Origin of the sequence: Sorangium sp. So ce302 (assembly GCF_051530145.1) — a bacterium.
In the GTDB taxonomy this organism is placed as follows: Bacteria; Myxococcota_A; Polyangia; order Polyangiales; family Polyangiaceae; genus Sorangium; species Sorangium cellulosum_B.
The window spans coordinates 191,045-211,061 of the sequence record NZ_CP150326.1 but is presented as its reverse complement, the minus strand read 5'-3'; the positions used below and the strand labels follow the sequence as shown (position 1 = coordinate 211,061).

At 72.0% G+C, this 20,017-nt stretch carries 20 protein-coding genes; 11 read left to right on the top strand and 9 right to left on the bottom strand.

Going from position 1 to position 20,017, the window contains the following annotated elements; translation table 11 throughout:
- Positions 1-11 precede the first annotated feature (11 nt).
- The gene (locus WME73_RS00845) at positions 12-515 is read left to right on the top strand and encodes a GNAT family N-acetyltransferase (protein WP_437914445.1); all 504 of its coding nucleotides are present in this window, start codon (positions 12-14) and stop codon (positions 513-515) included.
- Positions 516-603: 88 nt separating this feature from the next.
- On the opposite strand, the gene WME73_RS00840 is transcribed toward WME73_RS00845, so the two are convergent.
- Together WME73_RS00840 and WME73_RS00835 are read right to left on the bottom strand one after the other, a co-directional pair.
- Positions 604-1,776 (bottom strand): hypothetical protein, encoded by a 1,173-nt coding sequence (locus tag WME73_RS00840; RefSeq protein ID WP_437914444.1) that lies wholly within the window; start codon positions 1,774-1,776, stop codon positions 604-606.
- Positions 1,773-2,639 (bottom strand): hypothetical protein, encoded by an 867-nt coding sequence (locus WME73_RS00835; protein WP_437914443.1) that lies wholly within the window; start codon positions 2,637-2,639, stop codon positions 1,773-1,775. The genes WME73_RS00840 and WME73_RS00835 overlap by 4 nt, the downstream gene beginning before the upstream one ends.
- 114 nt (positions 2,640-2,753) lie before the next feature.
- Between WME73_RS00835 and WME73_RS00830 the strand changes: the two genes are divergently transcribed.
- Entirely contained in the window at positions 2,754-3,449 is a 696-nt protein-coding gene (locus tag WME73_RS00830) for a Uma2 family endonuclease (protein ID WP_437914442.1), read from the top strand.
- A 298-nt stretch (positions 3,450-3,747) separates the two neighbouring features.
- Here the strand turns inward: WME73_RS00830 and WME73_RS00825 are convergent, their stop codons facing one another.
- Genes WME73_RS00825 through WME73_RS00810 form a run of 4 tightly spaced genes read right to left on the bottom strand, consistent with a single transcriptional unit; the run spans position 3,748 to position 6,213 of the window.
- Positions 3,748-4,341: a hypothetical protein gene (locus WME73_RS00825; protein WP_437914441.1), complete on the bottom strand. Its 594-nt coding sequence runs from the start codon at positions 4,339-4,341 to the stop codon at positions 3,748-3,750.
- Positions 4,338-5,240, bottom strand: coding sequence for a DUF692 domain-containing protein (locus WME73_RS00820; protein WP_437914440.1), 903 nt, complete (start codon positions 5,238-5,240; stop codon positions 4,338-4,340). Before WME73_RS00820 ends, WME73_RS00825 begins: the two co-directional genes overlap by 4 nt.
- The gene (locus WME73_RS00815) at positions 5,237-6,013 is read right to left on the bottom strand and encodes a hypothetical protein (RefSeq protein WP_437914439.1); all 777 of its coding nucleotides are present in this window, start codon (positions 6,011-6,013) and stop codon (positions 5,237-5,239) included. The genes WME73_RS00820 and WME73_RS00815 overlap by 4 nt, the downstream gene beginning before the upstream one ends.
- Before the next feature lie 2 nt (positions 6,014-6,015).
- Complete coding sequence (locus WME73_RS00810; RefSeq protein ID WP_437914438.1) at positions 6,016-6,213, bottom strand: hypothetical protein; 198 nt, start codon at positions 6,211-6,213, stop codon at positions 6,016-6,018.
- 587 nt (positions 6,214-6,800) lie between these two features.
- On the opposite strand from WME73_RS00810, the gene WME73_RS00805 reads away from it, so the two are divergent.
- From WME73_RS00805 to WME73_RS00780, 6 genes are all read left to right on the top strand, one after another.
- The gene (locus WME73_RS00805) at positions 6,801-7,244 is read left to right on the top strand and encodes a hypothetical protein (protein ID WP_437859545.1); all 444 of its coding nucleotides are present in this window, start codon (positions 6,801-6,803) and stop codon (positions 7,242-7,244) included.
- Between the two features lie 141 nt (positions 7,245-7,385).
- Positions 7,386-7,640, top strand: a complete 255-nt coding sequence (locus WME73_RS00800; RefSeq protein WP_437914437.1) for a YdeI/OmpD-associated family protein — start codon at positions 7,386-7,388, stop codon at positions 7,638-7,640.
- Between the two features lies 1 nt (position 7,641).
- Positions 7,642-8,229, top strand: coding sequence for a hypothetical protein (locus WME73_RS00795; RefSeq protein WP_437914436.1), 588 nt, complete (start codon positions 7,642-7,644; stop codon positions 8,227-8,229).
- A 38-nt stretch (positions 8,230-8,267) separates the two neighbouring features.
- Positions 8,268-8,690 carry a hypothetical protein gene (locus WME73_RS00790; RefSeq protein WP_437914435.1) on the top strand — a complete coding sequence of 141 codons (423 nt, stop codon included), beginning with the start codon at positions 8,268-8,270 and terminating at the stop codon, positions 8,688-8,690.
- Between the two features lie 88 nt (positions 8,691-8,778).
- Positions 8,779-9,894: a hypothetical protein gene (locus WME73_RS00785; protein WP_437914434.1), complete on the top strand. Its 1,116-nt coding sequence runs from the start codon at positions 8,779-8,781 to the stop codon at positions 9,892-9,894.
- A 48-nt stretch (positions 9,895-9,942) separates the two neighbouring features.
- Positions 9,943-11,817 (top strand): hypothetical protein, encoded by a 1,875-nt coding sequence (locus WME73_RS00780; RefSeq protein ID WP_437914433.1) that lies wholly within the window; start codon positions 9,943-9,945, stop codon positions 11,815-11,817.
- Positions 11,818-11,838: 21 nt separating this feature from the next.
- Here the strand turns inward: WME73_RS00780 and WME73_RS00775 are convergent, their stop codons facing one another.
- A complete protein-coding gene (locus WME73_RS00775; RefSeq protein ID WP_437914432.1) occupies positions 11,839-12,855 on the bottom strand; it encodes a zinc-binding alcohol dehydrogenase family protein in 1,017 nt (338 codons plus the stop codon).
- A gap of 179 nt (positions 12,856-13,034) precedes the next feature.
- Here WME73_RS00775 and WME73_RS00770 point away from each other — a divergent pair, with 179 nt between their 5' ends.
- Positions 13,035-14,303: a hypothetical protein gene (locus tag WME73_RS00770; RefSeq protein WP_437914431.1), complete on the top strand. Its 1,269-nt coding sequence runs from the start codon at positions 13,035-13,037 to the stop codon at positions 14,301-14,303.
- Positions 14,304-14,468: 165 nt separating this feature from the next.
- Positions 14,469-14,789 carry a hypothetical protein gene (locus WME73_RS00765; protein ID WP_437548633.1) on the top strand — a complete coding sequence of 107 codons (321 nt, stop codon included), beginning with the start codon at positions 14,469-14,471 and terminating at the stop codon, positions 14,787-14,789.
- Positions 14,790-14,847: 58 nt separating this feature from the next.
- On the opposite strand, the gene WME73_RS00760 is transcribed toward WME73_RS00765, so the two are convergent.
- Together WME73_RS00760 and WME73_RS00755 are read right to left on the bottom strand one after the other, a co-directional pair.
- Positions 14,848-15,354, bottom strand: a complete 507-nt coding sequence (locus tag WME73_RS00760; RefSeq protein ID WP_437914430.1) for an RDD family protein — start codon at positions 15,352-15,354, stop codon at positions 14,848-14,850.
- A gap of 322 nt (positions 15,355-15,676) precedes the next feature.
- Complete coding sequence (locus tag WME73_RS00755; RefSeq protein WP_437914429.1) at positions 15,677-17,836, bottom strand: FG-GAP repeat domain-containing protein; 2,160 nt, start codon at positions 17,834-17,836, stop codon at positions 15,677-15,679.
- Positions 17,837-18,113: 277 nt separating this feature from the next.
- Here WME73_RS00755 and WME73_RS00750 point away from each other — a divergent pair, with 277 nt between their 5' ends.
- Positions 18,114-19,748 carry a DUF1552 domain-containing protein gene (locus tag WME73_RS00750; protein WP_437914428.1) on the top strand — a complete coding sequence of 545 codons (1,635 nt, stop codon included), beginning with the start codon at positions 18,114-18,116 and terminating at the stop codon, positions 19,746-19,748.
- The last annotated feature ends 269 nt before the right edge of the window (positions 19,749-20,017 follow it).

The following is a 20,017-nucleotide window of genomic DNA, read 5'->3' as shown; positions in this document are numbered from 1 at the left end:
GGTGATATCGAATGAAGATGCGACAGGGCGGCGATGAGCGGACGGACTCCGCAATGCTGGACGGCGTCGTCCGTGGGGCGCAGGCGGGGGATCTTCCGGGGGTCCTGGAGCTCTATCGAGATCTCCAGCCCGAAGACGCGCCGTTCCCTCCCGAGCCCGAGCTCTCGGCGCTCTGGAAGCGCATGTTCGAGCACCCCGGGTACCACCTCTTCGTCGTGGAGCGCGACGCCGCCCTCGTGGCCTGCTGCTCCCTCATCATCATTCCGAACCTCACGCGCGGGGGCCGGCCCTATGCCTTGCTGGAGAACGTGGTGACCCACCGCGAGCACCGGCGGAGAGGCTTCGGCGCGCGCGTCGTGCGCCATGCGCTGGCGGAGGCCTGGGAGGCCGGGTGCTACAAGGTCATGCTGATGACCGGGTCTCAAAGGCCCGGGGTGCACCGCTTCTACGAGGCGTGCGGCTTCCGCGCGGACGAGAAGACCGGCTTCCTGGCGCGCCCCGGCGCTGGGCGCTAGCGCGGCCTCCCGGGCCTGCCCACCAGCGCCGCGTCACGCAGCTGGTCCGGCGGAGCGCCTCCGGCGACGCCGCGGGGCGCCGGGCGGGTCACGGCACCGCGTGGCCGTCGACCCGGAGCTGGAACAGGAAGTACGGCGGGATGCAGGCGCCCTCGCCCGAGCTCGTCCTGGCGCACACGTAGTCCTCGCGGCAGGGCGCCTCGCTCGAGCAGCGCCGCAGGCCCGCGGGCGTGACGTGGCGGTTCAGGCACTCGGTGAAGACCGTCCCGCGGGCGAGGCAGCGGTTGAACGGGTCGAGCACGGCGATGGCGCCGCAGACGCCCTCGTCCGGGAGCGCGACGCAGCTGCTCGTGCACATGCCGCCGGGGAACCCGACGGGGCTCGTGTTGCACACCGCCGCGAGCGGGCACGCCCCGGGCTGCGCCGCCGCGGCGCGATCGCGGTGCGGGTCGGCGTGGGGCACGACAGCGCCGACCTGGCACGGGTCGCCGACCTCCGGCGCCGCCGGCAGGCAGACGCCGACGGTCGCGCGGTCCTCCTGGGGCGCGTCGTACGCGGAGCACACGAGCCGTTCCGCGCAGGTCCAGCCCGCGAAGCTCGGGTCGCCCAGCCCGCAGCGCGCGCCGTACCCGCCGCGCGCGCCGTCGCCTCGCTCGGGGTACGGCACCTCGTCGTCCGGGGCGGCGCCCCGAGCGATGGCCTCGACCACCGCCCGCCGGCGCGGGAGATCGCCCACGAGGTGCGCGGACTCGACGGTGAACAGCGCGTCGTGGACGCGGCCGGGGGGCTCCTGCCCGAGCAGGTGGAAGCCGGCGACGGATCCGCTCTGGTGGCACCCGGGGCAGGTCATCTGGTCGAGCCGCCGGAGCAGCCCCTCGGGCGAGCGGACGCGCGAGAGGCCGGCGAAGTCGACGCCGGCGAAGTCGCGCGGCTCGAACAGGACACGAAAGGGCCTGTTGGCGCGGCGCGCGAGCCCGTGGGGCGTCGCCGACAGCGCCTTCGTGGCGAGGAACTCCTCGGGCAGGAGCGCGGTCCCCTCGTCGAGGCGCGCGAGGTTCTCGGGGGCCGATAACCACGCGCGCAGCCGCTCGCGCCGCGCCGGGTCGCGCGAGAGCCGGGCGACGTCGGGGGTGTTCTCGAGGGCGAGCGGCGCGTAGCGCCCGGCGCGGGCGTCCCAGCGGAAGGCGCGGAGCACGTACTCCGCGTGCCCGCCGAGATCCGGGCGCACGGTGGAGGGCCAGCGGACGCTCTGCAGGTTCACCACGAGCCGCGCGAGGTGCGCGCGATCGGCGGCGCCCGGGGCGAGCGGCCCTCGGGCGAGGTGAGAAAGCGGACGAGGTCCGGCCCGGAGAGCGCGCCGGCGCGCGACCAGGCCTGCGCGAGGCGGCGGCACGAGAGGGCGTCGCCGGCGGGCGCGAGCAGCTCGAACGACGCGGTCATCGGGAGGCGCGAGGCGGCGGCGGGGGCCGGCGTGGCAACGGAGGCGCCCGCAGCGGACGTGGCGCCTGCCGCGCCGCCCGGGGTCTTCGCGGCGTAGGCCAGCCGGTACACGAGGCGGGTCTCTCCACAGGCGGAGGCGTCGAACGGGCGGCGATCCATCCGGTTCACCACGCCGATGAGCTCGAAGCGGGCGCCCTCGGCCGAGAGCCACCGCTCGTCGAAGAGGCGGTGCGCGTGGCGCGCGATGCTCGTCCCGCTCCTCGGATCGGCGCGCTGGACCTGCCGCAGGTCCTCGGCGAGCACGCGCGCGATCGAGGCGAGCTCGGCGGTGCGGGAGAGCGCGGAGAGCGAGGCCGGCGCGCGCGGCGCGCCCGTGAGCACCGAGCCGAAGTCGAGGCCCGCGGCCTCGAGCTCGGCGAGCACGGCAGGGTCCGTGAGGAGCAGGAGAGGCCGCGCTTGCGGCGGGGTTCCCTGCGGCGCGGCGGCGGGCTGCGGCCCTCCCGCGGCGAAGCCGCCGGAAGCGGCGGGAGAGGGCGGCGCGGCGGACGGCTGCCCCCCTGCCCTCCCGACATCCTGGCGCGCCGCGGAGGGCCCCTCGGATGGCCACCACGAGCATCCGGCGATGCCGGCGCTGGCCACCAGCGCGGCGAGGGCGAGGGCGTGACGGAGGTGGCGGGGGCGCACGCTGCCAGGTTACACCGGCGCGCGCCGCAACGAGCTCGAGGCGAGCTTGACGAAGCGAGCAAACCGAGCCGCGTCGCGGTCGACGTACACACACGACGTGTGGATACTGTCCCCATGCAGCACGCCGCGCTCGCGCGCCGGCTCCGCCACGTTCGCGCGCCTTCCCCGCTCCACTTCCCGGAAGCGGCCCTCGTGCCGGAGACCAAGCGCCACCTCGAGCTCAGGACCCTGCTCTATGTCGTGCTCAAGACCTTCGCGGATCGCGCGTCGATCGGATCCGACCAGTTCGTCTACTGGTCCGCGTCGGATCCGAGCCGGTGTCTGGCGCCGGACGCCTTTGTCCGGCTCGACACCCCTGACACGCCGTTCGGCTCCTGGAAGACGTGGGAGCGTGGTGCCCCTGAGCTCGCCGTCGAGATCGTGAGCGAGCACGACTCGGATCCGCAGACGTGGGCCGACAAGCTCCGCAAGTACCACGAGCTCGGCGTGCTGGAGCTCGTCGCGTTCGATCCTGACGCCGCGCCAGGAGAGCGGCTGCGGGTCTGGGATCGCATCGACGACGCTCTGATCGAGCGCGTCGTCGAAGGGGAACGCAGCCCGTGCACCGTGCTCAATCTGCACTGGGTCATCGTCCCTGCCGCAGGCCAGCCGGCGGCGCTTCGTCTCGCCCGCACCCCCGACGGGGCGGAGCTCGTCCCGACCCCTGAGGAGGCGGAGCGACGCCGCGCCGAGGCCGAGCAGGCCGCCCGCGCGACGGCGGAGCGGCGCATCGCCGAGCTCGAGGCCGAGCTGCGCCGACGGGGCGGCTGACCCCGTCGGCATCCACCGGGTCAACTTCACCACCATCTCCGACGAGGCCAAGAAGCACTGCTGACACCCGGCAGGGGTGAGGGGAAGCACTGCTGATACCCGGCAGGGGTGAGGGGAAGCACTGCTGACACCCGGCAGGGGTGAGGGGAAGCGCTGCTGACACCCGGCAGGGGTGAGGGGAAGCGCTGCTGACACCCGGCAGGGGTGAGGGGAAGCGCTGCTGACACCCGGCAGGGGTGAGGGGAAGCGCTGCTGACACCCGGCAGGGGTGAGGGGAAGCGCTGCTGACACCCACTGGTCATCGGGGCCGTCGGGCGCGCGCAGGCGCGGAGGGCGCCTCCATCCAGCGGCGGAACAGGCGGGCCTCGCCCGGAGGGAAGAAGGCGGTGGGCGGCACCTCGGGGTGGTAGCGCCGGAACGCAGCGCTGAACTCCGCAGGATCGCGGTCGAACCACGCCTCCGCCTCGGGCGAGCCGCGCAGGAGCCGTTCGAAGCGGAGCCGCGCCACGAGCAGCGCCGACATCCTCACGCCGTCCTCGTCCGCGCCGAGCAGCGCCTTCCGGAGCGCGGGCGGCAGCGCCGGATCCTCGGCCGCGGCGCGCAGCGCGGCCACGGGATCCTCGGCGGTCATCGCGCGGGCCACGAGCGCTTCGTAACGCGCGTGCGCCTGCGCCCCGCTCAGCCGCGCCGGCCGCGCCGCCGCGCCCTCCCCTGCCCCGCCGCGGCCCTCCCCTGCCCCGCCGCGGCCCTCCCCTGCCCCGCCGCGGCCCTCCCCTGCCCCGCCGCGGCCCTCCCCTGCCCCGCCGCGGCCCTCCCCTGCCCCGCCGCGGCCCTCCCCTGCCCCGCCGCGCGCCGCGCGCCCCGCTGACCTGCCGCCGGCCGCGCGCGTCACCTGCGCCTCCCGCGCCGGCCGAGCGCGCGCCGCGCGCGGCGGAGCTCCTCCCGCACGGCGGCCGCGTCGTCCGCGCCGTGCACCGTGCCCTCCATGCGCTCCAGCGTCACCCCGCGCAGGTTCGGGCAGCGCGGCGCGACCTCGTCCAGGAGGCGCCACACCGGCTCCGGCACGGCGTCGTCGTGGCCGTCGAGCCGCAACACCCGGCCCGAAGGCAGCCAGCCCGGATCGCTCGGGCCGCCGCCGGAGAGGTGGATCTCGATCACCCGGGCGAGATCGAGCCGCGCCACGTACTCGGCCGGATCGAAGCCGAAGTTCTCCGCCATGGTGTGGACGTTGTGCAGGTCGAGCAGCAGGTGCGTCCGCGGCGCCCTCAGGATGCGCTCGAGGAAGCGCGGCTCGTCCAGCGGATCGCCGAGCACGAAGTAGCTGACGCTGTTCTCGACGCCGACGTCCGCCACGACGGCCTGCATCGCCCGGAGCGCGCGGCGGGCGACCGCGGCGCCGTGCGCGCTCATGGGCATCGGGAGCGGCAGCCCGGCCGAGAGCCCGGCGGGCGCGCTGATCCCGAGGTGATCGGTGTACCAGCGGAACCGGAAGATCGCGTTGTCGCGCCGCAGGGCCGCGAGCCAGCGGGCGCGCCGGCCCGCGTCGGCGGCCGAGGCGCCGCCGAGCGACCAGCCGACGCCATGGGCGACGAACGGCCGGTTCGACCGGCGCGCGAGCTCGGCGAAGCGGCGGTGAAAGCCGTTCTCCTGGAGATCGGCCTCGGCGGCGTCCGGCACGCGCCAGAGCGTCTCGGGCGCCACCTCGTAGTAGTCGGCGTCGCGCAGGATCACCTCGGCCAGCAGGTCGAGGAACGCCGCGTCGGGCTGGAGCGTGAGGCCGACCGGGATCAACGCGTCGATGCCCCGCGCCCGTCGACCGAGAAGAAGTACAGGAAGCGCCGTGACTTGGAGGGCACGTGTCCCATGCCGCAGGCCATGAGCCCGCTGTCCTTGGCCCCCTCGACGTCGATCCCGCAGCCGCTGGCGATCGCCCAGTGCGCGCCCGCGGGCGGCGCCTTCACGAGCCGCGCGCGCACGCTCGCGGCCCGGGCCTCCACGTTGCGCGCGTCGGCGCCAAGGCCCTTCCGGAGCAGCGCCCCGAGCGCGCCGATCCGCTGCGCGGCGATCCTGTCGTCGTGCTTCAGCTGCTCCTCCCGGCCCCCGGCCGCCATGCGGCGCATTCCGTCGTAGCTCGGGATCGCGACGTCGAGCTGCGTCGCGACGACAGGCACCTTGTCGGTCCTGACAGCCACCATGAGCGGCTCCCCGTTGCCGGCGCCGGGCACGAGCTTCTTCAGATCGGCCATGGTCGCGCAGACGACCTCGACGCCCGCGAGCGGGGCGAGATCCCCGTCCGCGCCGAAGTTGAGCAGCTCGCCGAACGCGTGGCCGCGCTCCCACTTGGCGCTGTCGTCGGCAGGGATGACGAGGACGAGCAGCGCCCTGCTCGCCTGCCGGGCGCGGCGGAACGCGGCCGAGACCTGGACCAGCGACCCCGCGGCGGCCGCCGGCTTGCCCGTCTCGTCGCACGCGGCGCCATCGCCGAACGCGTCGCGGATGAACGCGGGCCACGCGGTGGCCGCGAGCCCTGCTGCAGTCGCTCCCAGCAAATGCCTGCGCTTCATGGTCACTCCTCACCGCCGTTCCCGAGCAGCTCGCTCTCCATCTCGCCGCGCCCCGAGGGCTCGGGCGTGAGCGGCGCGAAGGCCTCCCAGCCCGGCCGCACCAGCCCATCCTGATGCCGGCCCAGCACGATCGGCGCCGCCCCCGCGGATCGCAGCATCACGCGATCGCCCGCGGCCGAGTACTCGCCGGTCGCGACCACCTCCCCGGTGCAGCGGTCCTCGAGCGTGAAGCCCCCGGACGCGTCCAGGAGAAGCGTCCGCGGCCCCGCGGGCGAGCCATCGGATCTCGCCCTCGGCGCCGCGGACGTGCGCGAGCATGCCCCCGCGCAGCGCGATCCGCTGCGCGCCCTCCGGGCCGCGCAGCGCGGCCGTCTCTTCCGCGTCGAGGGCGACCGGCAGGATCGGCGCCCCTTGCCAGCCGTCGCTGGCCACGGTCCAGCGAGCGCGCACCGCGGGATCGAGCAGCACGTACGCGGTCGCGTCCGGAGCGTCGATCGGCTGGGCACACCCGGCGGAGAGCAGCGCCGGACAAAGAAGGGAGAACGCAAGGAAGAGACCACGACGTCTGGGCATCGGGCGGAACCTCCGGGGAGCTGAGACGCGCCAGGTCGGCGAAAGTTGCATCCATGTTCTCCGCGGGCTGTCAGCCGCCGCAGCGGCCGCGCATAGACCTCCATCGACAAAGGCGAGGTGCCCGGGGCGAGCCCGGAACGGCGCGAGCAGACCGATAGCGCTCGTGGAGCCGTGCATCGCACGCCAGCGCGGCACACAGAAAAGGACAGACCTCATGAAGACCATCACCAGCATCGCACTCATGGGAGCTCTCATCAGCGTTTCCGCCGTCGCCGACGCGGCGGTCCAGAACCACCACGGCGGGATCTGCCGTGCCCAGGCCCCCGAGCACGCCAATCGGGTGTACTATCCGGCCATGGGCATCGAGGCGCTGCAAGGCGTCAACGTGGCCTGCCCGCTCGTCACCACCGGGAACAAGATCAATGATGTCGAGGTCAACGTCAGGGACACCACCCGGCCCGCCACCCTGTGCTCCGTGACGGCCACCAACTGGGATGGCACGGAGCTCGGCAACCTCAACTTCACCATCGGACAGGGCGCGAACTGGAAATCCGTGACGGTCCCCGACTCCATGAAGGGCTCGTACGTATCGTACCTGGTCACCTGCTCGCTCCCGAAGAATCAGATCCTCACGAGCATCAACGTCGGCACGCCGTGAGCGTCGGGGGCTGCGGCCCTCGAGCCCGCGCCCTGGAGGGCCCGGCCGCGACCTGCGCGGCCGGCCCCTCGCGCGACCAGCCCGACGGGCGCCCCCGATTCGCTTCACCTCCACGCCGGGCGTCGGTATAACGAGGAGGCCATGAGCGCCGATTCGTCAGCCCTGAGGCGGCCCAGGTACCCGATGCCGGATTTCATCGAGAGCGCGCTGAACGAGCGTGGCTTGATGGACGCTTACAAGCAGCGCCCTGCCTACCAGCAGAACGATTACATCGGGTGGATCAACCAGGCAAAGCGCCAGGAGACCAGGGAGAAGCGGCTCCGCCAGATGCTGGACGAGCTCGAGGCAGGCGGTGTTTACATGAACATGAAGCACCCGGCGTCGGAGAAGGCCTGAGATGCTGGCCTACGTGTTCTGGCACTGGAGGCAACCGCAGGCCGCCGCGGACGAGTACGAGCGCCGGCAGCGCGCCTTCCACGCGGCGCTCGCCCGAGCGCCCGCGCCGGGCTTTCTCCGGTCGTTCAGCGTCGGGCTCTCCGGGGCCCCGTGGGCGGCCGGCGGCGGCGACGTCTACGAGGACTGGTACCTCGTGCAGGATTTCGGTGCGCTCGGCGCCTTGAACGAGGCCGCGGTCTCCGCCAGCCGCTCGGCGCCGCACGACGCGGCGGCCGCGGTCGCCGGCGGCGGGGCCGGGGGACTGTATCGCCTGCGGGGCGGGGTTGCGCTGAACGCGCCCGGCTACGCCCACTGGTTCGGCAAGCCCGACGGCGTGTCCTACGGTGAGCTGTTCACCCGGCTCACGCCGATCCTGGAGCAAGCGAGCGCCGGCCTGTGGATGCGCCAGATGGTGCTCGGGCCCGGCCGGGAGTTCTGCTTGCACGCGGCGACCTCTGTATCGCTGCCCGCGCCGTTCGATGCGCTCGTCCTCCCGCTCCGGCCAGCCTGGCCGGCGCTCGACGACACGGGCATGACGCCGGCGCGCTGAGGCCCGCGCCCCGCGGCACCCGCCCGCTCTATCATCCTATGGAGATCGACCTCGCGTTCGTCCCCGGCTTCTCCGCGTCGCTCGCCGGCTGGGAGGCCACGCTGCGCGTGGGCGGCCATGGCGCGGTGAGGTGCCACTGGATCGGGCCGTCGGGCCCCGAGGAGCGAACCGGGACACGCCACGATCTCTTGTTGACCCCGCAAGCCTTCGAGAGGCTCAGTGGCGCGCTCCGCGAGCTCCCCGAGGAGCTCCAGCGGTGGGCGCTCGACGACGCTCCTGTCCGGCACATCCGGTGCCGCACCGGAGATGGGCTCATCGAACGTCGCCGGTCGGTATCGAGGAAGGCCGCGACGCCGCTCGAGGCGGCGTTCGATCGCGTCTGGATCGAGCTCTTCTCCCTCGTGCGGCCGGCCCTTGTCGACCTCGGAATGCCCGAGTCGCTCGTCGCGCTGGCCCGCTGATGCGACAGCGCCCGACAGCAGCGAACAGAACGAGCGCTCCGAGGCAGGCTTGCCGACGTGCTCCCGCGTTCCGTGTACACTACGCGCCATGAACCGCTTCCTGCTGATGAGCGTGCTTGCTTTGTCCGCGTGTAGCCCCGAAGCTCGGGACTTCGCTCCTGGGAGCTCCGATGCCACGAGCTCGGCGACCTCCGGCGGGGGCGGAGGCGACGCCGTGGCCGTGGCCGCGGCGGGGACCGGGGGCGACACGCCCGGCTGCCAGGATGGCCTGTCCTTCTGCGGCGACTCCTGCGTGGACAAGACGTCCGATCCGGATCACTGCGGCGCTTGCGACCATTATTGCCTGGGAGCGCCGTGCGTGGCGTCGCGCTGCCAGCCCCTCCTCCTGGCGTCGGGCGGCGTCGAGCCGACGGACATCGCGGTCGACGACACCACGGCGTACTGGGTCGATCCCGTCGCTCGACAGGTGATGACGGTGCCTGTCCGCGGCGGCAATGCGGCGTTCCTCTTCGAGGGAGACCCCCCCTTCGCCCCCCAGAGCATCACGCTCGACCCCTCCGGCCAGATCTATTTCACCGACTCAGGCCTCGAGATCATCATGATGGCGTCGTACGAGGGCGATTCCACGATCCTCGCGGACGGGCAGACATACGCCATGGGCATCGCGGTCGACGCCGCGAACGTCTACTGGACGAGCGCCGACCAGGGCACCGTCATGAAGGTGCCCATCGCGGGCGGCGCCCCGGTCGCGCTCGCGGAGGGGCAAGACTCCCCGCTCGGCATCGCCGTCGACGCGACCCACGTCTACTGGGTGAACGAAGGAGGCACGGTGATGAAGGTGCCTGTCGCCGGCGGCGCCCCCAGCGCGATCGCGGACGGGCAGCTCGAGCCGCAGGACATCGCCGTGGACGCCGCCGCCGTCTACTGGACCAACGACGGAGGCACCGTGATGAAGGCTCCGCTCGAGGGCGGCCCCCCCTTCGCGCTCGCGGAGGGGCAGCGCAACCCGCGGAAGCTCGCGATCGACGCCGAGAGCGTGTACTGGACGAACGACGACGGCAGCGTGAAGAAGGTGCCCATCGGAGGCGGCGATCCCGAGACGCTCGCGACGGGGCAAGATCATCCGCTGGGCATCACCGTGGACGCGACCAGCGTCTACTGGACGAACAGCGCCGCAGGCACGGTCATGAAGCTCCCGAAGTGACACCCCGCTTGCCAGGGGCCCGGCTCGAGCGCGACGATCGGCGCCTCCATGAAGCGCGCCGCCCTCCTCCCGATCGCCTTCCTCACCGCGTGCGCCGGCGCCCCGGCTCCCCAGCGTGCTCCTGTCGCGCCGCTGCTCGCGGCGCCGCGCTCCGCCGTCGCCGCGCCCGCGGTCGCGGCGGCGCAGCCCGCGAGCGCGCCGGCGGAGCTCGCCTTCGTGCTGAGGATCGCCCATCCGAAGCGGACCTGGGCCAACGCCGCGCAGCTCCTGCCGAGCAGCGCGCTCGTGTTCACCATGGGCTCGACGGACCCCACGAAGATGCTCGAGCCAGCGGTGGGCCCGGACCTCGCCGGGATCGTCGATCTGGACAGGCCGCTCGACGTCGCCTTCCTGGGCACCACGGGCGATCACGCCGTGGCCTCCCTGTCGGTCGCGGAGCAGGAGGTGCCGCGGCTGGCCGATCGCTTCGTGCTCAAGGAGATCGAGGAGCACCCGGGCCTGTTGCGCGTCGAGCGCGCGCGTGACGCCGATCCCGACGAGGAGGCGCCGCCCTGGGCCTGCGCCTTCGATCCCGGCGAGCGGCGGGACGGCGCGCGCCTGCTCTGCGGCACGGACATGGAGGACATCGAGGCCGCCGCGGCCTACCTCGTCCAGGTCGTGGCCCGGGAGCCGCTCGACGCGGACGCCCGGATCGAGCTCTCGGAGCGGACCCTCCGCCAGGCCGTGGAGGAGGCGAGCGCCGCGGGCGACGCGGACGAGGACGAGGACGACGGCCGCGCCGGGGCGCTGGGCGAGGAGCTCGCCGCGGGGTTCCTGCGCGACATCGAGCGGTTGAACGTCGACCTCACGTGGGGCCGCGCGGACGTCGAGGTCGGCCTCACGCTGCGCTTCGCGAGCCGGCGCTCGCCCCTCACGCTGGCCCTCGCGCCGGCCGCGGCGCAGGACGCCGCGCCGCCGCCGGCGTTCTTCCGCCTCCCGGCCGACACCGCGGTCGCCTTCCACACGCAGGGCGCGTCGCGCGCCGAGCTCGCCCCGCTGCGGGCGTCCGTCTTCAAGGCGCTGCGCGACGACATGATCGACGACGGCTACGACGAGGCGCGGCTCGATCAGGTCCTCGATCGCCTCGAGACGCTGGTCCTCACGGGCGGCCCCCTCGTCGTCGGCGCGGGCGCGAACGGCGCGGCGGCGGAGAAGGCGCTCGCGGCCTACCAGCGCGACAAGGGCGCGCCGCGCGCGCGAAAGGCGGCGCGCCTCGCGCTCCAGGGGTGGGTGCTGGCCTCGGTCGAGGAGCCGGCGCAGACCTGGATCTCCGGGGTGAAGGAGCTCCTCCAGCGCGGCGATGAGCTCGACAAGTTCAAGCGGAGCGCGCCGAAGGACGGCGCTCGCAAGGACGACGAGGACGAGCAGAACACGACGCACGCCTTCGTCCGCGCGCCCGCCACGCTGCCTGCGGGGACGCTCCACGTCGAGCTCCGCACCAGGCCGCTCACGAAGGGCGCCCCGCCCGCGCACACGACCCACCTCTACGTCGTCCCCGCCGGCCAGCGGACGTGGGTCGGGATCAGCGAGGACGACGCCGCCCTGGTGGCTCGGCTGCGCGTCGCGGTGGATCCGGGGCGCGACGAGGGCACGCTCGGCGCGGCGCCGGACATGGACGTGCTGCGGAGGCGCGGGACGCTGGCCGGCGGGCTCTTCTCGCTGGCTGGCCTGGCGCTGCTCGCGGCGAACGGCGACACGCCGGAGGCGCTGGACGAGGCCGCCAAGGACCTCGCCGCGCTCGCGGCGCTGCCGGCGCGGGGCGGGGTCGCGACCCCGCTCGCCGTCACCTCCGAGGTGCTCGGCTCCGGCGCGGCCCGCGTCGACGTCCGCGTACGGCTGACCCACGCCGGGATCCAGGACGCGATCGCGCTCCTCGCCCGCTGACGTGCCCGGCGCGCCTCGCGGTCAGCCCCACCCCTCCAGCACCAGCTTGCCCACCGCCTGCCCCGACTCGATGCGGGCGTGCGCGGCGCGCAGGTTCGCCGCGCTGATCCGGCCGAAGTGCTCGCGGCGCGTCGTGCGGACCCGCCCCTCGTCGACCCACGCCGCCACGCGCGTGAGGATCGCCCGCTGCGCGGCCATGTCCGCGGTCTCGTAGAGGGACCGCGTGAACATCAGCTCCCACGCGAAGGTCGCGCTCTTCGACATGAGCTTCCCGAGATCGAGCGGCGCCTTCGCCTCGACGATCCCCACGATGCGCCCGCGCGGCGCCACGAGGTCCGCCATCGTGTCCCACCACGCCTCGGTGCTCTGCGTATCGAAGATGAGCTCCACGTGCTGTATCCCAGCGGCATCGAGCTGCGGCCGGAGCGGCGCGCGGTGGTCGACGAGGACGTCCGCGCCGAGGGAGCGCGCCCAAGCCCGGCTCTCCTCGCGCGAGGCGGTCGCGACGACCCGCAGCCCCGCGGCCTTGGCGAGCTGCACCACCATCGACCCCACGCCGCCGGCGCCGCCGAGGACGAGCACGGTGCTCCCCGCGTCGCGCCCCTCGGGGTCGACGCCGAGGCGCTCGAAGAGCCCCTCCCACGCGGTCAGCGAGGTGAGCGGCAGCGCGGCCGCGTCGGCGAACCCGAGCGACCGCGGCATCGGCGCGGCGAGGCGCTCATCGACGAGGTGCACCTCCGCGTTGCTGCCCGGCCGCGCGATGCTGCCGGCATAATAGACCTTGTCTCCCGGCCGAAACACGGCGACGTCCGCGCCCACCGACTCGACGATGCCGGCGGCGTCCCAGCCGAGGATACGCGGCGGGTTCTCGACCCGGGGCTTCGGCGCGCGGACCTTCACGTCGACCGGGTTCACGGCCACCGCGCACACCCGCACGCGCAGATCGCGCGGCCTCGGCGCCGGCTCCGGCAGCTGGAGGTCGAGCAGGCTCTCGGGGTGCTCGATGGGAAGGTAGCGGTGGACTCCTACGGCGTGCATGGCGTTGCTCCTCTGCGGGACCGGCAAGAGGCCCCGTCACGCGCCGCAAGGTGACCCTCGCCGGCGGGACGGACAATCCACGCGTGGCGACGAAGATTCATGAATTCCGTTCACAGATCGACCCGGTCGCAACCTTGCCGCTGCCTCTCTCCGCAGGTTACGTCTGTTACTTCTACGGCATGCGAAGAGGCTTACTCCAGTTTCTCTTGTTCATGAGCGCTGGCCTCGCGTGCCAGCCAGCCCCCTCTGCGTCGGACACGGGCGTCGAGGAGCCGCTCCCCGACGACGGCGACAACGCCAACCCGCTCTGCCCCGGCCCCGTCGAGCCGGAGACCAGCGAGGTCGCGGCGCTCTCGCTCCCGGCGCGAACGATATCGACGCTGACCGGCGCTTACATCGCGAGCGACCAGCGCTCGACGCGGACGCGCATGGTCGTGGAGGGCCAGGCCGCGCTGGCGCTCGGGCCCGACTATCCGAGCTCCGTGACGATCGCGCTGGATTCGGTCATCGACCCGCGCTGCTGCTGCAATCCGATCCCGGGCGCGATCACCATTGACCAGATAGGCGCCATCCAGGGTGCGATCGCCGTCGAGCAAACGGGGCCCACGACGTTCTCTGTCCGCGTGAGCGAGGAGGGGACATCGACCTTCGAGGTCTCGGGCGTGCTCGCGGTGCCGGAGGGCGGCCTCGACGCGTGCTCCGCGTACGACGACACCCGCGAGCTCCCCGTCACGCTGTTGATGACCGTCCAGGCGGCGCGCCCGCGCTGGCAGATCGAGATACCGGCCGAGTGCGGCGCGAGCGCCGTCATCCAGTCGAACCGGCCTCTCCCGATCACCACGGCGGCGTTCGACGCGGCGGGCCTGCGCTTCTCTCCACAGAACGTCGAGCACCCGGCGGTCGACGTGGTGGGGACCGGCGTGGCGCTCCGGGTGCGTGAGGGGGGCGCGCCTTCCGATATCGTCGCGACCGGGGACGGCAGCGTCGTGATCACCCCGGCCGACGGCGGCGCATCGCGCGAAGTCTCGGTGATCCCTGCCGCCCGCATCGACGCCATGGACGTGGTGTTCGCGATCCCGGGCGTCGCGGGGGGCGAAAGGGCCCTCGTGGATGGCGAGACGCTCGATGGGTTCCACCGCACGGGGAACCGGGTGGTCGCCGTGATCTCCGGGCTCGCGTCCGGCGGTGTTCCGCTGTGCAGCGAGGCGAGGACCGAGGATTTCGAGGTGACGTCGTCCACGCCCGAGGCTTGCGCCCTCGATGGCCGGTTCTGCGAGAGCAGCGAGATCCCCCGCGGGGATCTGCTGACCCGCTCCGCGGAGGTCATCGCCGATGGGACGTGCGCGGTGCGCGTCGATGCGCCGGCGTTCGCCGGCGGGGCCGGCCTGGGCGCGGAGATCTCCGTGACCCTGAAGGGCACCGAATCGATGATCGATCTCACGCCCTAGGTTTACCTGCCGCTCGTCGAGGAGCGGGGCGAGCCGGGAGAAATTAAGACCCTTCCACGCGTCGGTCCGAGGTGGGCCCTGTCTTCTTCCTTGCATGTGAACGCCGCCACAACGTACTTTTTGATGCGAGAGCGGTCTCCGCTCGAACAGCTCGAGGAGATCACCATGCCCTGGTATGTCTATTTCGCGTACTTCTTCGGCGGGGCGTTCCTCGCCAATGCGCTCCCCCACTTGATCGCCGGCGTGTCCGGCCAACCGTTGCAGACCCCGTTTGCATCACCGCCATTCAAGGGGTTGTCGCCGCCGGCGGTGAACGTTGCCTGGGCGCTGGCCAACCTCGCCTTCGCGTATCTCTTGCTTGTGCGCGTCGAAGCCCTCGACCTCCGGAGCTGGTCTGACGTTGGTGTCTGTTTTCTCGGGTTCGGCGCCATGGCCCTCCAGTGCTCTCGTTCTCTCGCTCGCATTCGCAAGCAGGCCGTCCCCTGACCTGCCCCGTCGCGAGGCGACCACCGCTCGTCCCCACAGGAGCTCGGCGCACCCCCTCTCAACGTGCGTCGTCAGCGCCGCGCACGAGGATGACGCGGGTCTTCGACAGCCCGTCGTGCAGGCCCACGGGCGCGTCGCCCCGCTTCAGGAACGTGAACGCCTCGAAGGGGATGAACCGGCACAGGGTGCGGATCGCGATCCGACCGACGCCGGCGCGGCTGCCGTCCTCCATCACGACCCGCGTGCCAGTGACGAGCTTGCCCAGCGTGGCGCCGAAGAGCGCCTCCATCGAGACGTAGTACGCGAACATCATCACGAGACCGAGCAACGTATCGTTGGCCTGCTCGAACACCTCGGCGCCTCCGAGGAGCCCGAAGATCACGCCCACGAGGAACGTGAACAGCATCAATCCCATGTAATCGACGACGAGGTTCACGAACCGCCGGCCGCCGCTCGCGAGCCGCAACCGCGAGCGCCCCTCCGGTTGCAGCGCCGCGGGTGCGTCTGCCTTGGGTGCTTCGTAGGGGTTGTAGCTCTCGGCGGGCTGGGCGGTCGGAGAACTCATGAGACCTCTCGATGCGGGTTGGGTGACGTCGCGGCGCAGCGCTCGAGGGCAGGCTGCCCTGGAGTCGACGCGCCCTGACACATGCTACGCCCCGCCGGCGGCGGCGTGAAGACAGCCCCGTCGACCCGGCGATGAAGGAACGATCAAACCGGACACGCTTTTCGGAGTGTGGACGGATCGCAAGGGCGACCGGTGACGCGGCGCCGGACCGAGCTCACCGCCGAGCGCAAGGTCGACGCTCCCCGTTGCCTTCGCGTCTTACACGGCCCGCTGAGAGCACGAACTCGCCGGCCTCGCAGATGGAAGCAGCCAGCCTGCGGGCTCAGAGATTGATGACCAGCGTGGTCACGGCTTCGCCGTCGTCGTACACGATGTCGGGCCTGGCGTCCCCGTTGAGGTCGCCGACACCGAGAGACAGGCCCTCCCGGCTGTTCGCCTCGTCGAACGTGTGATCTTCGCCGAACGCCGTCCCCTCGCTGATGACGAGGTGGATCACGCCGTCCATGGCCCAGTTCGCGACGACATCGTCTCTCCCGTCGCCGGTGAAGTCGGCCATCGCGGTCCTGGCATGGTGATTCGCCGACACCTGGTGCTCGGGCCCCTGGGTGAAGCCACCCGCGCCGTCGCCGACGAGCACGCGCAGCCTCCCGTCGAGCATGGCCACGACCAGGTCCTGGTCGCCATTGCCGTCGAAGTCCCCGACGGACACCGACGACGCCTTGGAAGGCATCGCGAAGAAGGTCGGTGAACCGAGGCCCCCCGCCCCGTCGCCGAGCCAGACGCTGACCTTCCCCTGGTCCCAGTGGGCCGCCGCCAGATCCTCGTTGCCGTCGGCGTCGAAGTCCCCCACGGCGAGCGCGACCGGAGAGTCGGCGGGCACCGTCGCTGCCGCCACGAACCCGCCCGCGCCGTCCCCCAGGAAAATGGTCACGTCGGAAGCGCCGCCGGAGGCGAGATCTTGATGCCCATCCCCGTCGAAATCCGCGGTCGCCAGACAGAGCGCGCTCGCCGGATCGATCTCGACCACGGGCAGAAACGTCGCTCCCGGCCCCCCTTCGGCGAGCGACAGCCCCCACACCTCCGCCGCAACGTCGGGATCGCCGTCCTCGTTGAAGTCGGCGACGACCGCCGCGGCGTAGTAATCCCTGGGCGGCAGAGCCCATGCGGGCTCTTCCAGCCGCCCCGTCCCCTTGCCGCGCAGCACGCCCAGCCCCTCGCCCGAACCACCGCCGACATTGCCGAGGATGACGTCGGCGCGGCCGTCCTGATCGGCGTCGCGCACGAAGATCTCCGTCAGGCTGCCGCCCATGAGGGGCTCGGAGACGCGGACCTCCTTGACCGAGCAGATCGCGTTCAGCGGCGATTGGCTCGGGTTGGGGGCGAGACGACAGGTATCCTCGGCGTCGTAGATACCGTCCCCGTCCTCGTCGAAGAACCTGTCGATATCCGGCACCTCGGCGGTCGAGCCCAGCTCCTCGAGCCGCTCGCCGAGGAGATCCTTCACTTCGTAGCGATCCAGCGCCGAGGCCGCGCCGGCGAGCTCCGCGACGAGCGCGGGGTCGAGCGCGCCGTCGCTCGCCAGGTCGAGCGAGAGCTGGTTCACGAGCTCCTGCATCGTCGCGTCGACGGAGCCATGCTCACCCGCCTCGCGGCTGGCTGCCTTGAGCACCACGGCGCCGACGGCGAGGAGGTACGCATTGGCGTCGCCATCGCCCCCGAGAGCGTTCATCTCGACGCCGTCCGCGTGGGGGTCGAAACCTGCCGGGCCGATGCCCAGCGCGGCGCGGAGCTCGCCCTCTGCCTGCTCGACCGCAGCCGTGAGATCGCCGCTGCCCTCGGCGAGCCGCCTGGCCCGCTCGTAGCCGAGGTGCGTGATCAGGTTGACGTACGCGGTCTGCTCCGGCGCATCGCCGGCAACGTCGAACAGGGCGCGCAGCGTCAGCGGCGCGCCCGAGAGGCGGCCGGTGACCTCGTTGTAATAGAACCCTTCGCTCACGATCGAGACCGGACCGGGGTGGGCGATAGCCACTTCGAAATGTCCAAGATCGTTGTCCGTCGCCGTGATGAACGTCCGTCCCGTCGGGGACAGGTCATGACCGAGGACCGAGATCACCACCGATGAGCCGACCACGAACGGCCCCTTCTCGACGGCTCCCGTGAGCTGCACAGGCCCCGCGCCACCGGTCCCTCCCCCCGTCGCGCCGCTGCTCGCGTGCGCGCCGCCTGTCCCCGTCGCGCCGCCTGTCCCCGTCGCGCCGCTGCTCGCGTCCGCGCCGCCTGTCCCCGTCGCGCCGCTGCTCGCGTCCGTGCCTGTCCCCGCGGCGCTGCTGCTCGCGTCCGCGCCGCCTGTCCCCGTACCGCCGGCGGGCGAGCCCGTCGTCCCGCCCGCCTCCGGGGTGGAGGGCGCTGTTTCCCCACCGCATGCGCCCAGCAACGCAGAGACGGCAAACGCAAACAGGGCGCGATTCGACCTCCTCGTCATGGTCTCAACATAGCATCGCGGGCAGCGACGCGTCGCGATAGGCGCCAATTACCGCCGCCTCCCGCCGCGCGACGAGCTCTTTCCCGGCGCCGCGGTCGCCCGTGACGCGCGGGGCATCCTTCCGCTCGACGAGCGCTCCCGGCCGAGCGAAATCCAAATACGTTCACGGGCCTGCGGGCATTGTAGGGGTGACGGAGACGTGGCGAACGCGGGCATCCGGAGGGCGTTCCGGGTGTCAGCCGGGCGTTATCTCCACTGAGGTAGGAAAAATACGATCATGGCAAAGCGCGTGAACCGAAGAATTTTCCTCCGGGGGCTGGGCGGAGCTTGCGTCGCGGCGCCGTTCCTCGGCTCGATCCTCGACCGCTCCGTGATGGCGCAGCCGGCCACACCACCGAAGCGGCTGATCGTGATGTACACGCACTATGGCTGCATCACGACGCGGTGGTTCCCGAAGAAGTCGCACGGCCCGCTCACCGCCGCGGACCTCGAGTCGACGACGCTCAAGCACCTGGCGCCTTACGTCGACAAGCTCCTCATGCCCCGAGGCATCCGCGCGATGAACGAGTGGACGGCGACGATGGTTCGGGGGCAGGGGAACGATCACCACACGCAGGTGGTCGGGTCGTACTTCACTTGCCACCCGGTCACTCCCAACAGCAACGACCCGTTCAGCTTCAACACGGCGACGAAGTTCAACGCCAAACCGACCGGTCCCTCGCTGGACCACGTCATCGCACGACAGCTCAGCCCGCAAGGCACTCCGTTGCTCTTGAACACGGGTGGTCAGAATGACAACTCTCAGTCGGCGATCTCCTACTCCGCCGCCGAGACCCTCTTCAGGGGCCTCAACGCGCAGCAGGCCTTCAGCAGCCTCACGGGCGTCTTCGAGGCGGGGAAGCCGCCGTCTCCGGACACCTACGCGGCGATGCGCGGCAGGAGCGTCCTCGACATCGTGAAGGACGATCTGCAGAGGCTCGAGCGGTTCGACATGAGCCGTGCCGACAAGCAGAAGCTCGCAGCCTGGAAGGAGCTCCTCCACTCGACAGGACACGTGGTGGCTTCTGCGCAGTGCGACACGTCCCTCGCCACAGCGCTCGGCGTGACGCAAGAAAACATCGACCTGGCGAGCACAACCCCGCTCGGCGAAGACCGGCTGATGCAGCGAATCTCGGACAGCCTGGACGGAGCCGACCTCTATTCGAACCTCGCCGTGCTCGCGGCGGCGTGCAACGCGAACCCCGTCATCTTCCTGAAGTACCCCGGGAACTACAGCTTTACGGGGCTCGGCCTGACGCAAGAGAGCGAAGGTCTCTCGAGTCGCTTGGACAGCGCGGGAGTGCAGGGCCCCTGCGTCCCGGGTGTGATTGACATGCTCCTCAAGATCGACGACTTCTATGCAAGGAAGTTCGCCCACCTCGTCGGGCAGCTGAACCGTATCGACGAGGGCGACGGGACGCTCCTCGACAACTGCGCGGCCGTCTGGTTCCAGGAGATGTCGGACGGCTGCGCCCTCAACCTCAACAACCTGCCGATCGTCCAGGTCGGCAGCGCCGGCGGCTATTTCAAGACCGGCTGGGCCGTGAACGTCGATGACGGCTCGCCCGATCTCACGACCGGCAACAGCGAGATCACGTGTGCCGAGGGCGCTCCGCAAGAGGTCGACGGGTACTCCCAGGAAACGGGGACCGATCCGTCGCTCGCCAACGCGCCGATCAACAAGTACTACTGCAGCTTGATGAACGCCCTCGGGGTCAAGGCAGGCCCGGATGGTTTCCCGGCGAAGGGCGGTTCGGCGCCGGTGACCCGCTTCGGCATGTACGACCGGACGGAAGACTTCATCGGTGGCGGGACCACTCCCCCCACCATCCACGATCCAGGCGAGTTCACCGCGCTCAGGGCGAACTCCTGAGCGGTCTCGTCCCCGAGCCTGTCGCGCGCCCGGGTCATGACCGCGCCGCGGGCGAGCGACCACCGCAGCCCGACACGACGGCTCGGTCACGGCGGGCTCCCCAGGCCCAGCGCTTGACAGCTGGGCCCGGTTTGGGTCCGTGCCGTCCGAGCAGGCGCGATCCGCCGTCACGCCCCCCTGAAACCGCACCCGCGCGATCAGCCGACGCGCGATCGGCCTTCACGCCGGCCGAAACGTCGCCCCGCTTGCATTTGCTGCCCGTTCCTGGC

Excerpts from the sequence above, each read along its gene's own strand:
- WME73_RS00845 (WP_437914445.1), top strand. The coding sequence starts at position 12 with ATGAAGATGCGACAGGGCGGCGATGAGCGGACGGACTCCGCAATGCTG.
- WME73_RS00830 (WP_437914442.1), top strand. The coding sequence starts at position 2,754 with ATGCAGCACGCCGCGCTCGCGCGCCGGCTCCGCCACGTTCGCGCGCCT.
- WME73_RS00815 (WP_437914439.1), bottom strand. The coding sequence starts at position 6,013 with ATGAAGCGCAGGCATTTGCTGGGAGCGACTGCAGCAGGGCTCGCGGCC.
- WME73_RS00805 (WP_437859545.1), top strand. The coding sequence starts at position 6,801 with ATGAAGACCATCACCAGCATCGCACTCATGGGAGCTCTCATCAGCGTT.
- WME73_RS00800 (WP_437914437.1), top strand. The coding sequence starts at position 7,386 with ATGAGCGCCGATTCGTCAGCCCTGAGGCGGCCCAGGTACCCGATGCCG.
- WME73_RS00795 (WP_437914436.1), top strand. The coding sequence starts at position 7,642 with ATGCTGGCCTACGTGTTCTGGCACTGGAGGCAACCGCAGGCCGCCGCG.
- WME73_RS00790 (WP_437914435.1), top strand. The coding sequence starts at position 8,268 with ATGGAGATCGACCTCGCGTTCGTCCCCGGCTTCTCCGCGTCGCTCGCC.
- WME73_RS00785 (WP_437914434.1), top strand. The coding sequence starts at position 8,779 with ATGAACCGCTTCCTGCTGATGAGCGTGCTTGCTTTGTCCGCGTGTAGC.
- WME73_RS00780 (WP_437914433.1), top strand. The coding sequence starts at position 9,943 with ATGAAGCGCGCCGCCCTCCTCCCGATCGCCTTCCTCACCGCGTGCGCC.
- WME73_RS00775 (WP_437914432.1), bottom strand. The coding sequence starts at position 12,855 with ATGCACGCCGTAGGAGTCCACCGCTACCTTCCCATCGAGCACCCCGAG.
- WME73_RS00770 (WP_437914431.1), top strand. The coding sequence starts at position 13,035 with ATGCGAAGAGGCTTACTCCAGTTTCTCTTGTTCATGAGCGCTGGCCTC.
- WME73_RS00765 (WP_437548633.1), top strand. The coding sequence starts at position 14,469 with ATGCCCTGGTATGTCTATTTCGCGTACTTCTTCGGCGGGGCGTTCCTC.
- WME73_RS00760 (WP_437914430.1), bottom strand. The coding sequence starts at position 15,354 with ATGAGTTCTCCGACCGCCCAGCCCGCCGAGAGCTACAACCCCTACGAA.
- WME73_RS00755 (WP_437914429.1), bottom strand. The coding sequence starts at position 17,836 with ATGACGAGGAGGTCGAATCGCGCCCTGTTTGCGTTTGCCGTCTCTGCG.
- WME73_RS00750 (WP_437914428.1), top strand. The coding sequence starts at position 18,114 with ATGGCAAAGCGCGTGAACCGAAGAATTTTCCTCCGGGGGCTGGGCGGA.